The sequence below is a fragment of the Stenotrophomonas sp. YJH_SMC_16 genome (assembly GCF_059367875.1).
The window spans coordinates 40,363-58,549 of the sequence record NZ_JCAFRH010000013.1 but is presented as its reverse complement, the minus strand read 5'-3'; the positions used below and the strand labels follow the sequence as shown (position 1 = coordinate 58,549).

General features: G+C 67.5%; 13 protein-coding genes. 6 read left to right on the top strand and 7 right to left on the bottom strand.

Translation table 11 applies throughout. The annotated features are described in order from the left end of the window. The first annotated feature begins 103 nt into the window (after positions 1–103). Positions 104–3,649 carry a hybrid sensor histidine kinase/response regulator gene (locus AC5P6E_RS20235; RefSeq protein WP_019336387.1) on the top strand — a complete coding sequence of 1,182 codons (3,546 nt, stop codon included), beginning with the start codon at positions 104–106 and terminating at the stop codon, positions 3,647–3,649. Between the two features lie 96 nt (positions 3,650–3,745). Then, on the top strand, positions 3,746–7,273 hold the full coding sequence (locus AC5P6E_RS20230) for a hybrid sensor histidine kinase/response regulator (RefSeq protein ID WP_010482758.1): 3,528 nt from the start codon (positions 3,746–3,748) through the stop codon (positions 7,271–7,273). A 517-nt stretch (positions 7,274–7,790) separates the two neighbouring features. Here the strand turns inward: AC5P6E_RS20230 and mdtD are convergent. The 5 genes from mdtD to AC5P6E_RS20205 form a co-directional block, all read right to left on the bottom strand. After that, the gene (gene mdtD, locus AC5P6E_RS20225) at positions 7,791–9,200 is read right to left on the bottom strand and encodes a multidrug transporter subunit MdtD (RefSeq protein WP_029550647.1); all 1,410 of its coding nucleotides are present in this window, start codon (positions 9,198–9,200) and stop codon (positions 7,791–7,793) included. A gap of 92 nt (positions 9,201–9,292) precedes the next feature. Then, a complete protein-coding gene (hemE, locus tag AC5P6E_RS20220; RefSeq protein WP_019336385.1) occupies positions 9,293–10,375 on the bottom strand; it encodes a uroporphyrinogen decarboxylase in 1,083 nt (360 codons plus the stop codon). A gap of 26 nt (positions 10,376–10,401) precedes the next feature. After that, positions 10,402–10,641 carry a WGR domain-containing protein gene (locus AC5P6E_RS20215; protein ID WP_019336384.1) on the bottom strand — a complete coding sequence of 80 codons (240 nt, stop codon included), beginning with the start codon at positions 10,639–10,641 and terminating at the stop codon, positions 10,402–10,404. A gap of 120 nt (positions 10,642–10,761) precedes the next feature. Next, the gene (gene aroB / locus AC5P6E_RS20210) at positions 10,762–11,874 is read right to left on the bottom strand and encodes a 3-dehydroquinate synthase (RefSeq protein ID WP_019336383.1); all 1,113 of its coding nucleotides are present in this window, start codon (positions 11,872–11,874) and stop codon (positions 10,762–10,764) included. Then, positions 11,871–12,413, bottom strand: coding sequence for a shikimate kinase (locus AC5P6E_RS20205; protein ID WP_010482764.1), 543 nt, complete (start codon positions 12,411–12,413; stop codon positions 11,871–11,873). Before AC5P6E_RS20205 ends, aroB begins: the two co-directional genes overlap by 4 nt. Before the next feature lie 98 nt (positions 12,414–12,511). On the opposite strand from AC5P6E_RS20205, the gene AC5P6E_RS20200 reads away from it, so the two are divergent. Further along, a complete protein-coding gene (locus AC5P6E_RS20200) occupies positions 12,512–12,715 on the top strand; it encodes a dodecin family protein (protein ID WP_005410663.1) in 204 nt (67 codons plus the stop codon). Positions 12,716–12,721: 6 nt separating this feature from the next. Here the strand turns inward: AC5P6E_RS20200 and AC5P6E_RS20195 are convergent, their stop codons facing one another. After that, complete coding sequence (locus AC5P6E_RS20195) at positions 12,722–13,549, bottom strand: kinase (RefSeq protein ID WP_262102848.1); 828 nt, start codon at positions 13,547–13,549, stop codon at positions 12,722–12,724. 40 nt (positions 13,550–13,589) lie between these two features. Here AC5P6E_RS20195 and pdxH point away from each other — a divergent pair, with 40 nt between their 5' ends. Next, complete coding sequence (gene pdxH, locus AC5P6E_RS20190; RefSeq protein ID WP_019336381.1) at positions 13,590–14,189, top strand: pyridoxamine 5'-phosphate oxidase; 600 nt, start codon at positions 13,590–13,592, stop codon at positions 14,187–14,189. Positions 14,190–14,273: 84 nt separating this feature from the next. Here the strand turns inward: pdxH and prpR are convergent, their stop codons facing one another. Next, entirely contained in the window at positions 14,274–15,857 is a 1,584-nt protein-coding gene (gene prpR, locus AC5P6E_RS20185) for a propionate catabolism operon regulatory protein PrpR (protein ID WP_019338679.1), read from the bottom strand. Positions 15,858–16,013: 156 nt separating this feature from the next. Here prpR and prpB point away from each other — a divergent pair, with 156 nt between their 5' ends. After that, positions 16,014–16,907: a methylisocitrate lyase gene (gene prpB, locus AC5P6E_RS20180; RefSeq protein WP_019338678.1), complete on the top strand. Its 894-nt coding sequence runs from the start codon at positions 16,014–16,016 to the stop codon at positions 16,905–16,907. A 36-nt stretch (positions 16,908–16,943) separates the two neighbouring features. Then, the gene (gene prpC, locus AC5P6E_RS20175) at positions 16,944–18,101 is read left to right on the top strand and encodes a bifunctional 2-methylcitrate synthase/citrate synthase (RefSeq protein WP_010482770.1); all 1,158 of its coding nucleotides are present in this window, start codon (positions 16,944–16,946) and stop codon (positions 18,099–18,101) included. Positions 18,102–18,187: the final 86 nt, after the last annotated feature.

Genomic DNA, 18,187 nt, shown 5'->3' with positions numbered 1-18,187 from the left:
TGCATGGCTGCAACAGTTCGTGGTGGGTCCACCGGTGGAAACAGGCTGTTGCAGCCATGAAGCCGGCCCTGTGTGACAATCGGGACAGGACAGGGGGTTCAGGATGACGAGCGGTTGGCGCCGGTGGTGCCGAGGCATCGCGGGAATGGGGCTGCTGCTGATGGCGTTCGCCACGGCGGCCACGGCCCTGGACATGGCGGAAACACCGCGCCTGCGCCGTTTCGGTGCCGCCGAAGGCATGCCCTCGCGCATGGTGCTGGCGTTGGCCGAGGACCGCCAGGGCCATATCTGGGCTGCCACCGATGGTGGCCTGGTGCGCTATGACGGCGGCAGCCTGCGGGTCTGGGAACATGATCCGGAGCAGCCGGGATCGCTGCCCGGCAACGAGATCGAGACCCTGCTGGTCGATCCCCTGGATCGCGTCTGGGTCGGCATCAATGGCAAGGGCGTGGCCCGGCTGGATGCTGACCGCGAGCACTTCAAGACCTTCGATGCGGTCAACGGCCCCTGCATGAGCCAGTTCTGGACGTTGGCCTACGCCGAGGATGCACTGTGGATCGGCACCAGTGGCCATGGCGTCTGCCGTTTTGGTGAAGACGGCAGCCTGCGCTTCTTCGAGCATGATCCGGCCCGTCCTGGCGGGTTGCCCAGCAATACCATCTACAGCAGCCTGGTCGATGCGCAGGGGCGCCTGTGGATCGGCACCGAGGCGGGCATTGCGCGCTGGAACGGCACTGGATTCGAGGCTGTCGCGCCGCGCGAACTGGGGGCGCTGAGTGTGTTGCGCCTGAGCCGCGACCCCGATGGCTCGATCTGGGCCGGCAGCCAGAACGACGGCCTCTACCGTATCGACGCGCAGGACCGGGTCAGTCGTCCGCGCTGGACCGACAGTGCACGCCTGCGTTCGGCACTGGTGCTGGCCGATCGCCAGGGGGGTTACTGGGCGGGCACCTCCGATGGCCTGTTGCGCGGAGATGCCAGCATGCTGCGGCGGCTCGACGGCGACCGTGGCAGTGGTTTCCTCACTGCCCAGAGCGGTGTGCTTGATCTGATGCAGGACCATGAGGGCGGATTGTGGGTGGCGCTGCTGACCCAGGGCCTGGCCTACCTGCCGCCGGACTGGCGCCGGTTTTCGATCTGGAACCAGCTTGACGGCAAGCCGCTGGACAGCCAGTACCTGTTGAGTGCAGCCAGTGATGGCCGGAATTACTACGTCGGCTCAGCGCATGGCGTGTACCAGCTGGACGCGCAGGGAGTGCTGAAGTTGTTGGCCAGCGATCGCGAGATCGGCCGCGGGGCGGTGTGGTCGGTGCTGCCGCGGCCGGACGGGCGCCTGTGGCTGGGGCGTGCCGGCCGCATCAGCGTGTATGACCCGGCCACCCGCGCGCTGCACGATTGGCATATCGATGGAGGGGCCGACCTGCGCCAGCGCATCGATCTGATGCGGCAGGCCCCCGATGGCACGGTCTGGCTGTCGGTGATGAACCTGGGCCTGCAGCAGCGCAGCGCCGATGGCCGCGTGCTGCGTAGTTTCCCGCTGGAGGATCTCCGCAAGACGGCCGATTCACCGGTTGAGCAGATCCGCTTTGATGCCCAGGGCAAGGCCTGGGTGATGGGCGACATGGGGATCTGGCGTGAACAGGCCGGGCGTTTCGAAGCGGTGCCGGGCGTTTCGCGTGGGCTGATCTACGATCTGGTGTGGGTGGATCCACAGCAGCTGTGGCTGGCCCGCCAGGGCGCGCTCGAGCGCTACCAGTGGGATGGCATGAGCCTGCGCCTGATCCAGCGCATCGATGGCAGTGCGGGCGTGCCGTCGGTGAGCATGGGGGGACTGGCGTTGGCCGAAGATGGCCGCCTGTGGGCGACCACGCCACGTGGCCTGCTGCGGTGGGACCCGAAGGCGCGCCGCCTGCAGCAGTTCAATGAACGCGATGGCCTGCCCGATGCCGAGTTCACCAGCCGGCCGCCAGCGGTGAATGCCGATGGTCGCGTGCTTGCGGTGGCCCAGACCGGCCTGGTGGTGTTCGATGTGAATGCTGCCGATGCCGTGTTGCCGCCGTCGTCGCTGGTGATCGCCGAGGTCCGCGTGCGGCGCGATGATGCCCGTGGCTGGCAACCACTGCCGACCACCGGCACGCTGTTGCTGGGGCCGGATGATCGTGATCTGCAGATCGATGCACGACTGCTTTCCTATGCCAATCCGCAGGGCAATCGTTACCGCTTCCGGGTGCAGGGCTATGACCAGAACTGGGTGGAGCAGGGCGGTGACGGCCAGCGCACGTTGTCGCGGCTGCCGACCGGCAGCTACGTCATTGAAGTCCAGGCAGCCACGGCCAGTGGCGCGTGGACGCCTTCGCAGCAGTTGCAGGTGAAGGTGCTGCCACCCTGGTGGCGCAGCGGCATGGCGATCTTCGGCTACCTCCTGATCGGCTCGCTGCTGCTGCTTATCCTGGTGTGGTCGATCCGTGCGCGCCTGCGCCGCCGCCAGCAATGGCAGTTGACCGTGCACAAGCAGCAGCTGGCAGAGCAGGCCTCACAGGCCAAGAGCCGGTTCCTGGCCACGCTGGGCCATGAGGTACGCACGCCGATGACCGGTGTGCTCGGCATGAGCGAACTGCTGCTGGCCACCCCGCTGGATGCGGTGCAGCGCAGCTATGCAGGCTCGATCCAGCAGGCTGGCAGCCACCTGCTGCGGCTGGTCAACGACGCGCTAGATCTGGCCCGCATCGAGGCCGGCCGGCTGGAGCTGGACCTGCGCCCGTTCGATCTGGCCGGCCTGCTCGACCAGGTGCAGGCGTTGATGCAGCCGATGGCGAAGCAGCGCAACCTGGAGTTCCAGCGTGGGAGCGATCCGCCGGGGCCGGTCAGCGTCAGCGGCGACGAGATGCGCGTGCGGCAGATCCTGCTGAATCTTCTGGGCAACGCAATCAAGTTCACCGAGCGTGGGCACGTCGGCCTGGCCGTGCGACTGGAGGAGAATGGCGGCGGCCTCTGCTTCGAAGTGCATGACACCGGCCCGGGCATCAACGCCGAGCAGCAGGACCGCCTGTTCCATCGCTTTGAACAGGCGGACGGCCCGCGCACTGCGTCGCGCTATGGCGGCAGCGGGCTGGGCCTGGCGATCTGCCAGGAGCTGGCCGTGGCCATGAACGGACGCATCGAAGTGGACAGCCAGCCGGGCAAGGGCGCGCGTTTCCGGGTGTGGTTGCCACTACCCTGGATCCGGCAGGCCACCAATGCGCCGGGCGAATCGCCGGTGCTGCCGATGCTGCCGCCACTGCGCATCCTGCTGGTGGAGGATGACGCGACCGTGGCGGAGGTCATCGCCGGCCTGCTGCGTGGCCGTGGGCACGATGTGGTGCACGTGCTGCATGGCCTGGGCGCGCTTTCGGAGATCGCCACCGATGGCTTTGACGTGGGCCTGCTGGATCTCGATCTGCCGGCGCTGGACGGCACCGCCATCGCCCGCCAGCTGCGCACCATGGGCTATGAACTACCCCTGGTGGCGGTCACCGCACGCTCCGATGCCTACGCTGAGACCCAGGTCCTGGCGGCCGGGTTCGATGGCTTCCTGCGCAAGCCGGTGACCGGTGACATGCTGGTGGCTGCCATTGCCCAAGCGCGCGCAAAACGGCAGACCACCCTTTGAATGCGGCAGTGCCGGGCGTGAACGGCGCGACTTTCGGTTTACCATGCCGACGCCCGTAGTGCGGGAATCATCAGAAGCAGCGTGAGGAGGCAATCGGTGGTGTATCTGCGGGCGGCGATGCTGCTGCTGGTCCTCCTGTGCTGCCTGTCGCCCGCTGCGGCGCAGCCGGTGCCACCGAGCCCGCGCCAGGTGACGGTGTTCGACGGCTTGCCGTCCAATACCGTGAACCGCATGGCCGAGGACCGTTACGGTTACCTGTGGATCGCCACCAACGACGGCCTGGCCCGCTACGACGGGCGCAACTACCGGATCTGGCGTTCGGAAGACGGCCTGCGCGACAACCGCATCTGGACGGTGCTGGTCGATGCCCGCAACCAGCTCTGGATCGGCACCGAGAACGCCGGTCTTGTACGGATGTCGGCCGATCGCCGCCAGCTGCATTTCTACGACCGCAGCAGCCAGCCGTTGATGGGCACCAACACGGTCTGGAGCCTGGCCACGACGCCGGATGGTTCGGTCTGGTTCGGCACCCACGAAGGTGGTCTGTACCGCCTGGACAACCAGGACCGGCTGCAGCGCTTCCTGCCCGAAGCGAACAACCCACGCAGCCTGCCGGCCGCATCGGTGCCGTACCTGGCAACCCTGGCCGATGGCAGCCTGTGGATCGGCACCAAGCATGGCGTCGCGCGCTGGACCGGCACAGACTTTGAACGGGTCGGTGCCGGCATCGTTCCCAGCCAGCTGATCAATGGCCTGACGGCCGAGCCCGATGGCAGCCTCTGGATCAGCACGATGGCCGGTGCCGTCGTGCGTCGCCCCGACGGTCGTTTCGAGGCGCCGTCCTGGAAGCTGCCCGAAGGCGAACAGGTGCTGGGCATGATGCTGCGCGACGAGCAGGGCGGGCACTGGCTGGACACCCGCACCGGCCTTGGCCGGGCGGTCGATGGCCAGTACCAGGCCGTGCCCCTGTACAGCGCCGTGGCGCGTGGTCCGGTGCGCCCGAACTGGACCGGCGCCTACGAGGATCGCGAGGGTGGTATCTGGCTGGCCAGCACCAACGCCGGCCTCTGGCACCTGCTGCCGCGTTGGTGGCAGTTCTCGGTGCTGTCGCGGCTGGAGGACGACCCCCGCTCGCTGCGCAACGCTTTCGTGCTGGGTACCAGCCCGTCCAGCAACGGCGGCATCTGGACGGTCGGCAGCCACGGCGCGCTGGACCGCTTCGATCCGAAGACCGGCAGCATCGAACAGCATCGCACCTGGGTCAACGGCATGCACTGGCTGACCTCGGTGCGCGAGGATCGCCGCGGCCAGGTCTGGATCGGTTCCAACGACGCACTGCTGCGCTATGACCCGAAGCGGCGTGATCTGCGCCGCTGGGGCCGGGATGCCGGCGCCGACGCGACCATGGAAGGGGTCATCGAATCGATGATGACCTGTGATGGTGACAGTCTCTGGCTGATGCTGTCGGCGGGTCTTCAGCAGCGCGATCTGGATGGGCGCCTGCGGCGCCAGCTGGACAATGGCCAGCGCGGATTGCAGCAGGGCCAGCTCAATCTCGACGTGGAATGCGGGCCTCAGGACCATATCTGGCTGGCCAGCAGCCGTGGCCTGCTGCAGTGGCTGCCGGAAAGCGAGCGTTTCCAGCCGGTGCCGGGTGCACCGGCGACCGCGATCCATGCTCTGCACGTGGGAAGCGATGGCCAGGTCTGGCTGTCCGAGGATGGCCGCCTGTCGCGCTACCGCTGGAGCCAGGGCCGGCTGGAGCGGCAGGCCGTGATTGGTGCCGAGCAGGGCTACCCGGCGATCTCCGCCTCGGGACTGGTGGTCGATGCCCAGGGGGTAGCGTGGGCAACCAGTGCGCGTGGCCTGGTGCGCATCGGTGCTGATGGCCAGAGCGTGCGCCTGTATGGCGTGCACGACGGCCTGCCGAGCCAGGAATTCCGTGAGCACACGCTGGTGATGTCGGGAGACGGCCATCTGGTGGCGGGTACGCCGGCCGGTGTGGTGGTGTTCGACCCGGAGCAGGTGCGGCCCTCGATGCGGCGTGCGCCGCTGGTGATCGAGCGGGTGGAGGTGCGCCGCAACGAGCAGGTGCTGGACCTCACCCACGACACGCCGTTGCAGATCGCCGATGGCGACCGCGATCTGCGCATCGTCGCGCGCCTGCTGTCATTCGCCGATTCGGCGTCCAATACCTATCGTTACCGGTTGGCCGGCTACGACCCGGACTGGGTGGAAGTGGGACCGGCCGGTGAGCGCCTGTTCTCGCGGCTGGCACCGGGCAGCTATCGGCTGGAAGTGCAGGCGCGGTCGGCCGACCATGTCTGGTCACGGGTGCAGAGCCTGGAATTCCGCGTGCAGCCACCGTGGTGGCGCAGCTTGTCCGGCCTGCTGGTGCTGGCCTCGTTCGCGCTGCTGCTGACCAGCTGGTTCGCTTGGCTATACCGTCGTCGCCTGCAGCGCCGCCACGCCTATCAGCTGGCGCTGCACAAGCAGGAGCTGGCCGAACAGGCATCGGCCGCCAAGACCCGCTTCCTGGCCAACCTTGGCCATGAGATCCGCACGCCGATGACCGGTGTGCTGGGCATGAGCGAGCTGCTGCTGTCCTCGCCTCTGGATCCGCAGCAGCGCGGCTATACGCAATCGATCCGCCATGCCGGCGAGCACCTGCTGCACCTGGTCAACGATGCGCTGGACCTTGCGCGGATCGAATCGGGTCGTCTGGAATTGCAGCACAAGCCGTTCGCACTGAGCAGCCTGCTGCAGGACCTGGCCGCGCTGATGGGGCCGTTGGCGGCGCAGAAGGGCCTGCGTTTCACCCTCGACAACCAGCTGCCCCCCGGCCTGCAGGCCACCGGCGATGCAATGCGGGTCCGTCAGATTCTGCTGAATCTGCTCTCGAATGCGGTCAAGTTCACCAGCCGCGGCACCATCACCCTGCACGCGCGCGGCGACGCCGAGCTGCGATCGCTGCATTTCGAGGTGCGCGACACCGGCCCCGGCATCAGCCAGGAGCAGCAGCAACGCCTGTTCCGCCGCTTCGAGCAGGCCGATGGTGCACGTACCGCCGCCCAGTACGGCGGCAGTGGCCTGGGCCTGGCGATCTGCCGCGAACTGGCGCATGCGATGCAAGGGCGCATCCAGGTGGAGAGCCAACTCGGTCGCGGCACCTGCTTCGGCGTGACGTTGCCGTTGCCGATGGTGGTCGATGCCAATGCCGAAGCAGATGGTGAAACGCACCGCGAGGACGCGGCGAACATGCCGCCATTGCGGGTACTGCTGGTGGAGGACGATGCGACCGTGGCCGACGTGGTGCGCGGGTTGCTGAGTGCGCGCGGGCACGAGGTCGTGCATGCGGGGCATGCGCTGGCGGCACTGCGCGAAATCAGCGCCGGTGATTTCGACGTCGGCCTGCTGGATCTTGACCTGCCGGGCCTGAGCGGCTTCGAGCTGGCCCAGCACCTGCGCAACCAGGGCTACATGCTGCCGCTGCTTGCCGTGACCGCGCGGACCGATCCGGACCTGCAGCAGCAGGTGGAAGCGGCCGGCATCGGCGGTTTCCTGCGCAAGCCGGTGACCGGTGAGCTGCTGGTGGAAGCGATCGCCCGGGTGATGGGCAGGTAGGGGTTCGGCAGGGCCTGCGGCCCTGCACCCGCTACACGCAACGGCAACAGCTGAAGCAACAGCCGAAGCAAAAGCTGGCTTCCTGTGGGATGGCGGGGTGGATCCGGTTGTGGGAGACGCCGTAAACCCATCCATGGGGGCTTGGCCGCGGCATCCATGCCGCGGACACTCCCGCAACCGGACCCACCCCGCCTTCGACAGAATCCTGCGATCTGCAGTAGATCCACGCCATGCGTGGATGCGTTTCGATTTCAATTCGAAATATTCGATCTCGATGGAGATTCATCCATGCATGGCGTGGTTCTACAGGCCACCGGGAAACTGTCGAAGGCGGGGTGCCGTGGGTTTGCGGGGTGTGAGCCGCATGGATGCGGCGACCAAGCCCCCATGGACGGGTTCACGGCGGCCCCGCAAACCCACGGTACCCCGCCATCCCACGGAATTCTGCTTTGGCTGTTGCTTCAGCTGTTGCCGTTGCGTGTAGCGGGTGCAGGGCCGCAGGCCCTGCCGAACCCCCTTATTCCGCTACGTGCTCGACCTGCCGTGGCTCCGGCTTGGTATCGGGCAGCTGCCAGAAGATCATCGTCGAAGTCAGCGTGATCGCGCCCACGCACAGGAACGTCGCATGCAGCGCCGCGGTCGCGCTGTTGCTGTCCAGGTGGTTGCCGAACGCGGCCAGCAGGCTGCCCGCAGCGGCGGCACCGAAACCAGCGGCGAGCATCATCACCATCGACAGCAGGCTGTTGCCGGAACTGGCGAATTCGCGGTCCAGGTCGCGCAGCGTCACGGTGTTCATCACGGTGAACTGCAGTGAATTGACCGCACCGAAGAACGCCAGCTGCAGCAGGCGCCACGCCAGGTGCTGGCCCGGTGTCATCAGGATGAAGCTGGCCATCGCCAGGCCGACCAGCACGGTGTTGACCATCAGCACGCGGCGGTAGCCGTAGCGCTCAACCAGCTTTACCGCCAGCTTCTTCGACACCATGCCGGCCGCTGCCACTGGCACCATCATCAGGCCGGCGTTCATCGGGCCCAGGCCCAGGCCGACCTGCAGCAGCAGCGGGATCAGCATCGGCATGGCGCCGCTGCCGATGCGCGAGAACAGGTTGCCGAGGATACCGATGCGATAGCTGGGCACGCGGAACAGGGCCAGCGAGAACAAGGGGGCGGTGGAGTTGGCGGCGTGCAGCCAGTAGCCCACCAGCGCAGCCAGGCCGGCCACGGTCATCAGCATCACCAGCGCATGTGGCGTGCCGAGTCCAGAGATGCCGTCCAGCGCCAGTGACAGCACCACCATCGCGAAGGCCAGCATGATGTAGCCACGCAGGTCGAAGCGGGTGCGATGGCTGGCGTAGTGGTCGGGCATGATCTTCATCGCGGCGATGAAACCGATCACGCCGATCGGCAGGTTGATCAGGAACACCCAGTGCCACGAGGCGATCTCGACCAGCCAGCCACCCAGCGTGGGACCGATCAACGGGCCGACCAGCGCGGGGATGGCGATGAAGCTCATCGCACGCAGGAAATCCTCGCGCGGCACCGAACGCATCACCGCCAGGCGACCGACCGGCAGCAGCATCGCACCGCCGATGCCCTGCAGCACGCGCGCACCGACCAGCTGGTGCAGGTGCTGGGCCAGCGCGCAGGCCAGCGAGCCGAGGGTGAACAGGATGATCGCCACCAGGAAGGTGCGGCGGGTGCCGTAGCGGTCAGCGATCCAGCCGGAGGCGGGAATGAAGGTAGCCACCGCCAGCGCATAGCTGAACACCACCGACTGCATCTGCAGCGGGCTTTCGCCCAGGCTGGCGGCCATCGCCGGCAACGCCGTGTTGACGATGGTCGAGTCCAGCATCTGCATGAAAATCGCCAACGAAACCAACCACAGCAGGGGGCGCTGGCGGTTGTAGGTCGATGGCGATGTGGACATGGGGCGCGGCCGGTGCAGCGTTGGGGAGACCATGATCGCGCACTGCGGGTCACGGCGCGATCAACATCGCGCCGCAACCGCATGCGCAAGGTTCAGCGCTGGCTGTGCGCGTGCACCGCGTCGACCAGCACCTGCACGTGCGCCGGGTCCATGTCCGGCGACATGCCGTGGCCAAGATTGAACACATGGCCCTCGCGCGAACCACCGTTGCCCGCGGCATAGGTGTCGAGCACGCGTGCGGCAGCGGCGGCGATCGCATCCGGCGAGGCGTACAGCGTGGTCGGGTCGAGGTTGCCCTGCAGGGCAACGCGGCCACCGGTGCGGCGCATGGCCTCGTCCAGGTCCAGCGTCCAGTCCAGGCCCAGCGCATCGGCGCCGGTCTGCGACAGCGCTTCCAGATGCAGGCCGGTGCCCTTGCCGAACAGGATCAGCGGCGTGCGCTCGCTGCCTTCGCCACGCTCCAGGCCCTCGGCAATGCGCTGCAGGTAACGCAGCGAGAACTCGCGGTACATCGACGGCGACAGCACGCCACCCCAGGTGTCGAACACCTGCAGCGCCTGCGCACCAGCCGCACGCTGCGCGCCGAGGTAGGCGATCACCGCTTCAGTGGTGACCTCCAGCAGGCGGTGCAGGGCCTGGGGGTGGTTCAGCGCCATCGCCTTGATGCGCGCAAAGTCCTTGCTGCCGCCGCCTTCCACCATGTAGCAGGCCAGCGTCCACGGGCTGCCGGAGAAGCCGATCAACGGCACCTGGCCATCCAGTTCGCGGCGGATCAGGCGCACCGCGTCCATCACATAGCCCAGGTCCTGTTCCATGTCCGGCACGGCCAGCCTGGCGATGGCCGCTTCATCACGCACCGGGTGGCGGAACTTCGGGCCTTCGCCTTCGACGAAGTACAGCTCCAGGCCCATCGCGTCGGGAATGGTGAGGATGTCCGAGAACAGGATGGCCGCGTCCAAGGGGAAGCGGCGCAGCGGCTGCAGGGTGACCTCGCAGGCGATCTCCGGATTCTTGGCCATGGCCAGGAAGCTGCCGGCCTTGGCCCGGGTCGCGCGGTACTCCGGCAGGTAGCGGCCGGCCTGGCGCATCAGCCAGACGGGGGTGCAGTCCACCGGTTCGCGGCGCAGGGCGCGCAGCAGGCGATCATTGCGGAGAGGGCTGGTCACGATGGGCATTCCTTGGACGAAAGTTGGCAGCGGCGTCAGTCGCCGTGCGAAAGGATCTGGAAGCCGCGATGCAGTTCGGCATCGCGGGCCTTCTCGAAAGCATGGCGGGCTTCGTCGGCCTGCAGGAACAGCTCGCGCCGCAGCTGCGAGCGGGCACCGACACGGCCGCTTTCGCGCAGCAGTTCCCAGCCGCCGAACAGGTCCGGCTGCAGGCTCAGGCGCAGGAAGCGCGGTGCCTGCGCACCGGCGTCGGGATGTTGCAGGTAGACGTGCATGGCGCCGATTGTATCGCCCCGGGGCGGCACGGACCTGTAGAGCCGAGCCCACGCTCGGCTGCGCTTCATGCCGCAGCACAATCCGTCAGCGCCGGGCCATGCCCGGCGAACGCGGAAAGGTCAGCCCGCGCCCAGCACCTTCAGCACCGCCTCCTCATCCACGTCCGGCACCACCTCGGCACGGCCCATGCCGCGCCACAGCACCAGGCGCAGGCGGCCGGCCACGTTCTTCTTGTCCAGCCGCATGCGGCCGAGCAGGGCCTGTGGGTCGAGCCCGGCAGGGATCGCCACCGGCAGCTGCAGCTTTTCCAGCAGCGCCTGCAGGCGCACGCGGTCGGCATCCTCGGCCAGGCCCAGGTCGGTGGACAGCTTCGCCGCCAGCACCATGCCCACGGCCACGGCCTCGCCATGGTTCAGTGCATCGCGGCCCGGGGCCGAATAGCCCTGTTCGGTCTCGATGGCATGGCCGAAGGTATGGCCGAGGTTGAGCAGGGCGCGCTCGCCCTTCTCGAACGGATCGCGCTCGACGATGGCAGCCTTGTGCCGGCAGCTGCGCGCGATGGCTTCGGAAAGCACGTTGTCTTCACCGGCGATCAGCGCATCGGCATGCTGCTGCAGCCATTCGAAGAACATGGCATCGCCCAGCGCGCCGTACTTCACCACTTCGGCCAGGCCGGCACGCAGTTCGCGCGGCGGCAGCGTAGCCAGCACGCGGGTATCGGCAATGACCGCGCGCGGCGGATGGAAGGCGCCGACCAGGTTCTTGCCGGCCGGAATGTCGACCGCGGTCTTGCCGCCCACCGACGAATCGACCATCGCCAACAGGGTGGTCGGCAGCTGCACGCAGTCCACGCCGCGCATCCAGCAGGCGGCTGCAAAACCGGCGAGATCACCGACCACGCCGCCGCCGAGGGCGAACACGCAGGCGTCGCGGGTGGCGCCAAGCGCGGCCAGTGCTTCGATCGCACGGCCGAACTCGGCCAGGGTCTTGGAGGCTTCGCCTGCGGCCAGCACGTGCTCGCCGACGATCAGGTCGGGGCGTGCGGCCAACAGCGTCTGCTTCACGGCGTCCAGATAGCGTGGGGCCACTTCGCTGTCACTGAGCAGCAGCACGTGGCGGCCGCGAACATGCGAGGCCAGCGCAGCGCCGTCGGCCTGGGCACCGGCGCCGATGGTGATGGTGTAAGGGCGGTCGCCGCCAACGGCGACCTGCAGCAGGGCGGGGGAAGTCATGCGGTCAGGTCCTGGCGCTGCCATTGCGTGGCCAGCTTGACCACCAGGTGGGCGGTCGCGTCGGCAGCGGTATACGGGTCGGTATCGAGGGTGAGGTCGGCCAGTTCGCGGTACAGCGGGTCGCGGTGTGCGGCCAGATCGTGCAGCACCTGCTCGCGGTCCGGGCGCTGCAGCAGCGGCCGGCCCTTGTCGCGGGCCAGGCGTTCCAGCTGCGCGGCCACGCTGACCCGCAGGTAGACCACGAAGCCGCGCTGGGCGATCAGTGCACGATTGCCAGGATCCAGCACCGCGCCGCCACCGGTGGAGACCAGCTGGCCGCGGCCTTCCAGCACGCGCGCAAGCGCCTCGCGTTCATGGCTGCGGAAGCCGGCTTCGCCGGAGTGCTCGAAGATGGTCGGGATACTGGCGCCGGCGGCATCAACGATGGCCTGGTCGACGTCGACGAAGTCCAGCGTGAAGCGCTCGGCCAGGCGGCGGCCGATGCAGGTTTTGCCGGCGCCCATCGGGCCGATCAGGATCAGGTTCGGAGCAGGATTCATGCTCTCTGATGCTAACACCTCCGTGCCCTGGCCTTTACGTTCTTCACGTCAGGGTAGGCGTTCCTGCGGGGTCTCCCGCGCCAGCCGGAGTACAGGCCATGACGGTCGCCAAGGTCATCGAAATCACCGCCTCCTCGCCGAAAAGCGTGGAGGACGCCGTGCGCAGCGGGCTGAAAAAGGTCTCCGAGACGGTCAAGGGCATCCAGGGCGCCTGGGTGAACGAGACCAAGGTGGTCACCAATGGCAGTGGCGAGATCACCGAATGGCGGGTCAACCTGCGGGTGACCTTCCTGGTGGAATAGGCGCGCTCAGCGCACGTCCTGCACCTGTCGCTGGCCGTCCAGCACCACCACGTGGTCGGCCAGAGCGGGCAGGGCACGCAGCGCCTGGCGGCTGACCCGCTCGTAATACTGCACGAAGCGCTCCAGCTGTGGCCGGCTCATGCCGTGCCGGCCCGGCTGCGCGGCCTGCAGGTTCTGCTCCTGCTGCCAGCGCCAGCGTGGTACCACCGAGAAATCCGGTGGCTGCAGGAACCACAGGCGGTCGCAGCGCTGCCACAGCGCAGGATAGTCGCGGGCCAGCGCCTGGTTGCACCAGCGCCGCCAGCGGCCATCGGCGTCGGCCTCGCGTTCCAGCGCGTTCAACGGGCTGTCCAGCGCGTCGTCATCCTGCGCAGGCGTGCCCAGGAACCAGCCTTCGAACACCAGCAGGTCCAGCGGTTGTTGCAGCTGCGACCATTGCGCTTCGGGCAGGCGTTCATCGGCCAGCTTGTCGAAGCGCGGCATCGCGAAGGGCTGGCGTGCGGCCACTGCATCCAGTACCGCGTGGGCCAGCGGCAGGTCATGGGTGCCAGGCGGGCCGCGGGTGATCAGCAGTGGGTGCACCTGGCGGGCCAGCCGTTGGCGCTGTGCGCGGGTCAGGTAGACATCATCGATCGACAGCGTGGCTGCGCTCAGGCCGCGTGCCTGGGCGCGGGCCACCACCTGCGCGGCCAGCGTCGATTTGCCGCTCCCCTGCAGGCCGCTGATCGCCAATACTGGAACCGCTGCGCCGCTGCCCAGCGCATCGTCCAGCGCCTGTTCGGCCAATGTTTCGGGGAATCCTTTCACCTGGGGCATATACGCAGCAGCGGCCATGCAGCCACAATAGCCCAATCCGTGTGAGAAGAACGCAATCATGAGCGACCTGTACGCCGAAGCCCTGTCCACGTTTGCCGGCCTGTTCGAAGAGGCCAAGCAGAGCCGCGAGGTCGAGCCGAATGCGATGACCGTGGCCACCGCCGATACGCAGGGCCGTCCCTCGGCACGCACCGTGCTGCTGAAGGCGTTCGATGAGCGCGGCTTCGTGTTCTACACCCATCTGGACAGTCACAAGGGCCAGGAACTGCAGGCCAATCCGCAGGCGGCGCTGTTGTTCCTGTGGCGCAGCCTGCGCGAGGCCGGCATCCAGGTGCGCATCGAGGGGCGCGTGGAGCAGGTGGCCGACGCCGAAGCCGATGCCTATTTCTCCAGCCGTCCGCGCATGAGCCAGATCGGCGCGTGGGCCTCGCAGCAGTCGAAGACGCTGGCGACGCGTGAGGAGTTCGATGCCCGCGTGGCGGAGGTCGAGGCACGTTTCGACGGCAAGGACGTGCCGCGTCCGGACGGCTGGAGTGGTCTGCGGGTAGTGCCTGACCGTATCGAATTCTGGTACGGCGCGCAGTTCCGCCTGCACGAGCGCTGGTGCTATGAAGCCGGTGCCGAAGGGCGCTGGAGCAAGCGCCTGCTGTATCCGTAAGTCGGGGCGGTGCCGGGGCTGCGGTAGAGCCGAGCCCATGCTCGGCTGTTGTCCCTGCAGAAGCAGCCGAGCATGGGCTCGGCTCTACAGACCCTCCGCGCGCAGCCAGCGCCATAGCGTGGTGCGTGATACGCCCAGCGCCTGTGCCATGCCCTCGCGGTCATTGCGATGTTCCTGCAGCAGTGCTTCCAGCTGCGCACGCGGCGGGCGCTTGCCGTTGCTTTCCAGCGGCAGTGCCGTCGCGCCTTCGCTTGTCAGTTCGGGCGCAAGCTGCAGCAGTCGCGCGGCATCAATAGGCCCTTCAGCCGGCTGCCAGTGGATGCGCAGGCGATCCACCAGATTGCGTAGTTCGCGCACGTTGCCGGGCCACTCGGCGGTGGTCAACATTGCCATCGCAGCTTCGTCCAGTGGCGCGTCGATGCCGCGCAGCTGGCGGAAGAAGTGCTGTGCCAGCAGCGGAATGTCCCCGCGCCGGGCACGCAGCGAGGGCAGGGCGATGCGCAGCGCGGCCAGGCGGTAATACAGATCGCGGCGGAAGCTCCCGGTCGCCGCGCGCTGCTCCAGCGATTGCAGGGTGGCGGCCACCACGCGGAGGTCGACCGGGGTCGGTTCGGTTGCGCCCACGCGCAGCACTTCGCGCTCTTCCAGCACGCGCAGCAGGCGGGTCTGCAGCGGCAGCGGCAGTTCGCCGATCTCATCCAGGAACAGGGTGCCGCCATCTGCGGCCTCGACCAGGCCGACGCGGCCGCCGCGCCGCGCGCCGGTGAAGGCGCCATCGCTGTAGCCGAACAGCTCCGCCTCCAGCAGCGATTCGCTGATGGCGCCACAGTTCAGCGCGACGAAGCGCCCACGACGACCGCTGGCGGCGTGCAGCTGGCGTGCCACCAGTTCCTTGCCGGTGCCGGTTTCGCCACTGACCAGCACGGTGCTGTCGTGCGGTGCATAGAGCGCGATCTGTGCGCGTACCTGTGCCATCGCATCGCTGTCGCCGAGCAGTTCATGCGCGTCGGCCCGTACTGCCGGGCGCCGGCGTGGGGTGGATCGGTTGCCACTGGAGCGGGCCAGCGTCTGGGTCAGTTCCAGCGCATGCTCGAACGCCTGCCGCACCGAGTCGGCCGAGTACAGCAGCACGCCGGGCAGGCCGGCCTGTTCGGCGTGATCGATGGCCATGCCGGTGCCGACGATCACTTCGATGCCATTGGCGCGCAGGTCAGCGATGCAGTCGCGGGCGTCCTCGCGGGTGACGAAACGGCGATGCTCGATATCCAGGCCGAAACTCTGCTGGAAGTTGCTGAACACCGGTACGTCGCTGGCGTGGGTGACCAGGCCGATGCGGCTGGCGATCCGTCGTGCCCGGGCCAGCGCTTCCATCAGGTCGAAGCCGTTGGCCTGGATCGGCACCAGCGGCAGCTCCAGCCGGCTGCGCAGCCAGGCGGCATTGGAGCCACCGGCGATCACCACGTCGCAATGCTCACGGCGCAGGCGCTGGCCGATCACCTCGACGGCTTCCTCGAAGCCGAGATTGATCTGCTCGATGCGCGCGCGGCGGTCGAACTCCGGAATGACGTCGCCCAGCAGGCCGGTCAGCCGCGAGACACTGACCGTCCAGATCACCGGGCGGCCGGGGTCGGCATCGGTGTGGCGCAGGGGCGAGCGGGGCAGATACATGGTGGCTCGGACCGGGAAGAGTGTTTCATGATACATCTGTTTCAGTGTTTCATATGTTTCACTGATGCGGGTCAGTCATCCCCGTGAAATCAAGCGCTTGCAGGTTGGCATGGTGTTTGCGCCTACACACACACGTTCTCCAACCTGGATTGCCGCATGACCGCTTCCACTCCTTTCTCTGCCGGTGCCCGCTTCCGTGAGGCGCTGGCTGCCGAATCGCCGCTGCAGGTGATCGGCGCGATCAACGCCAACCACGCCCTGCTGGCCAAGCGCGCCGGCTTCCGCGCCATCTATCTGTCTGGTGGCGGTGTTGCCGCCGGCTCGCTGGGCCTGCCGGATCTGGGCATCAACACCCTGGAAGACGTGCTGGTGGACGTGCGCCGCATCACCGATGTCTGCGACCTGCCGCTGATGGTCGACATCGACACCGGCTTCGGCCCGAGTGCGTTCAACATCGCGCGCACCGTGAAGTCGCTGATCAAGGCCGGCGCGGCCGCCTGCCACATCGAAGACCAGGTCGGCGCCAAGCGCTGCGGTCACCGCCCGGGCAAGGAGATCGTCTCGCAGGGTGAAATGGTCGACCGCGTGAAGGCGGCTGCCGATGCCAAGACCGATCCGGAGTTCTTCCTGATCGCGCGCACCGACGCCATCCAGGTGGACGGCGTGGACAAGGCCATCGAGCGCGCCATCGCCTGCGTCGAGGCCGGTGCCGATGGCATCTTTGCCGAGGCCGCCTACGACCTGGACACCTACCGCCGCTTCGTCGACGCGGTGAAGGTGCCGGTGCTGGCCAACATCACCGAGTTCGGCGCCACCCCGCTGTTCAGCCGCGATGAACTGGCTTCGGCCGGTGTTGCCATCCAGCTGTTCCCGCTGTCTGCCTTCCGCGCCGCCAACAAGGCCGCCGAGAACGTCTACCAGGCGGTGCGCCGCGATGGCCACCAGCGCAACGTGGTGGAGACCATGCAGACCCGCGAAGAACTCTACGACCGCATCGGCTACCACGCGTTCGAGCAGCAGCTCGATGCACTGTTCGCCGCCAAGAAATAAGCAGTACCCTGCACCATCAAGTTTTCGGAGGGAAACATGAACGATACGACCGCAACCCCGACCTTCAAGCCGAAGAAGTCCGTCGCCCTGTCCGGCACCGCTGCCGGCAACACCGCGCTGTGCAGCGTGGGCCGCAGTGGCAACGACCTGCACTACCGTGGCTACGACATCCTGGACCTGGCCAACACCAGCGAGTTCGAGGAAATCGCCTACCTGCTGGTGCACGGCAAGCTGCCGACCCGCGCCGAGCTGGTTTCCTACAAGGCCAAGCTGAAGTCGCTGCGTGGCATTCCGGCCGCGGTGAAGGCCGCGCTGGAAGAGCTGCCGCCGTCGGCGCACCCGATGGACGTGATGCGCACCGGCGTGTCCGTGCTTGGCTGCGTGGCGCCGGAGAAGGACGATCACAACCACCCCGGCGCGCGCGACATCGCCGACAAGCTGATGGCCTGCCTCGGTTCGATGCTGCTGTACTGGTACCACTGGAGCCATAACGGCCGCGCCATCGATGTGGAAACCGATGACGACTCGATCGGTGGCCACTTCCTGCACCTGCTGCACGGCGAGAAGCCGCAGGAGTCGTGGGTGAAGGCGATGCACACCTCGCTGATCCTGTATGCGGAACACGAGTTCAACGCCTCGACCTTCACCTGCCGTGTCATCGCCGGTACCGGCAGTGACATGTACAGCGCGATCTGTGGTGGCATTGGTGCCCTGCGCGGTCCGAAGCACGGTGGCGCCAACGAAGTGGCGTTCGAAGTGCAGAAGCGCTACGACACCCCCGATGAGGCCGAGGAAGACATCAAGGCCCGCGTCGAGCGCAAGGAAGTGGTGATCGGTTTCGGCCACCCGGTCTACACCGTCTCCGATCCGCGCAACAAGGTGATCAAGGACGTGGCCCGCGAGCTGTCCGAAGAACAGTCCAGCATGAAGATGTACGACATCGCCGAGCGCCTGGAATCGGTGATGTGGGACATCAAGAAGATGTTCCCGAACCTGGACTGGTTCAGCGCCGTCAGCTACCACATGATGGGCGTGCCGACCGCGATGTTCACCCCGCTGTTCGTGATCGCCCGCACCGCCGGCTGGAGCGCGCACATCGTCGAGCAGCGCATCGACGGCAAGATCATCCGCCCGAGCGCCAACTACATCGGTCCGGAAGACCGCGACTTCGTCGCCATCGACAAGCGCGTCTGATCCACCTGCTGTACCCATCCGGCCGGCCGCGTGCCGGCCGGATGCTTTCGCCGCCGCACCGCCGGCACCCGGCCCGCCTCAAGCAC

What these genes read in the sequence shown, in the direction of transcription:
- AC5P6E_RS20205 (WP_010482764.1), bottom strand. Translation starts at nt 12,413, where the DNA reads ATGAATCCTGCTCCGAACCTGATCCTGATCGGCCCGATGGGCGCCGGC.
- hemE (WP_019336385.1), bottom strand. Translation starts at nt 10,375, where the DNA reads ATGCCCATCGTGACCAGCCCTCTCCGCAATGATCGCCTGCTGCGCGCC.
- AC5P6E_RS20195 (WP_262102848.1), bottom strand. Translation starts at nt 13,549, where the DNA reads ATGGCCGCTGCTGCGTATATGCCCCAGGTGAAAGGATTCCCCGAAACA.
- prpR (WP_019338679.1), bottom strand. Translation starts at nt 15,857, where the DNA reads ATGTATCTGCCCCGCTCGCCCCTGCGCCACACCGATGCCGACCCCGGC.
- pdxH (WP_019336381.1), top strand. Translation starts at nt 13,590, where the DNA reads ATGAGCGACCTGTACGCCGAAGCCCTGTCCACGTTTGCCGGCCTGTTC.
- prpB (WP_019338678.1), top strand. Translation starts at nt 16,014, where the DNA reads ATGACCGCTTCCACTCCTTTCTCTGCCGGTGCCCGCTTCCGTGAGGCG.
- AC5P6E_RS20235 (WP_019336387.1), top strand. Translation starts at nt 104, where the DNA reads ATGACGAGCGGTTGGCGCCGGTGGTGCCGAGGCATCGCGGGAATGGGG.
- mdtD (WP_029550647.1), bottom strand. Translation starts at nt 9,200, where the DNA reads ATGTCCACATCGCCATCGACCTACAACCGCCAGCGCCCCCTGCTGTGG.
- prpC (WP_010482770.1), top strand. Translation starts at nt 16,944, where the DNA reads ATGAACGATACGACCGCAACCCCGACCTTCAAGCCGAAGAAGTCCGTC.
- AC5P6E_RS20215 (WP_019336384.1), bottom strand. Translation starts at nt 10,641, where the DNA reads ATGCACGTCTACCTGCAACATCCCGACGCCGGTGCGCAGGCACCGCGC.
- AC5P6E_RS20200 (WP_005410663.1), top strand. Translation starts at nt 12,512, where the DNA reads ATGACGGTCGCCAAGGTCATCGAAATCACCGCCTCCTCGCCGAAAAGC.
- aroB (WP_019336383.1), bottom strand. Translation starts at nt 11,874, where the DNA reads ATGACTTCCCCCGCCCTGCTGCAGGTCGCCGTTGGCGGCGACCGCCCT.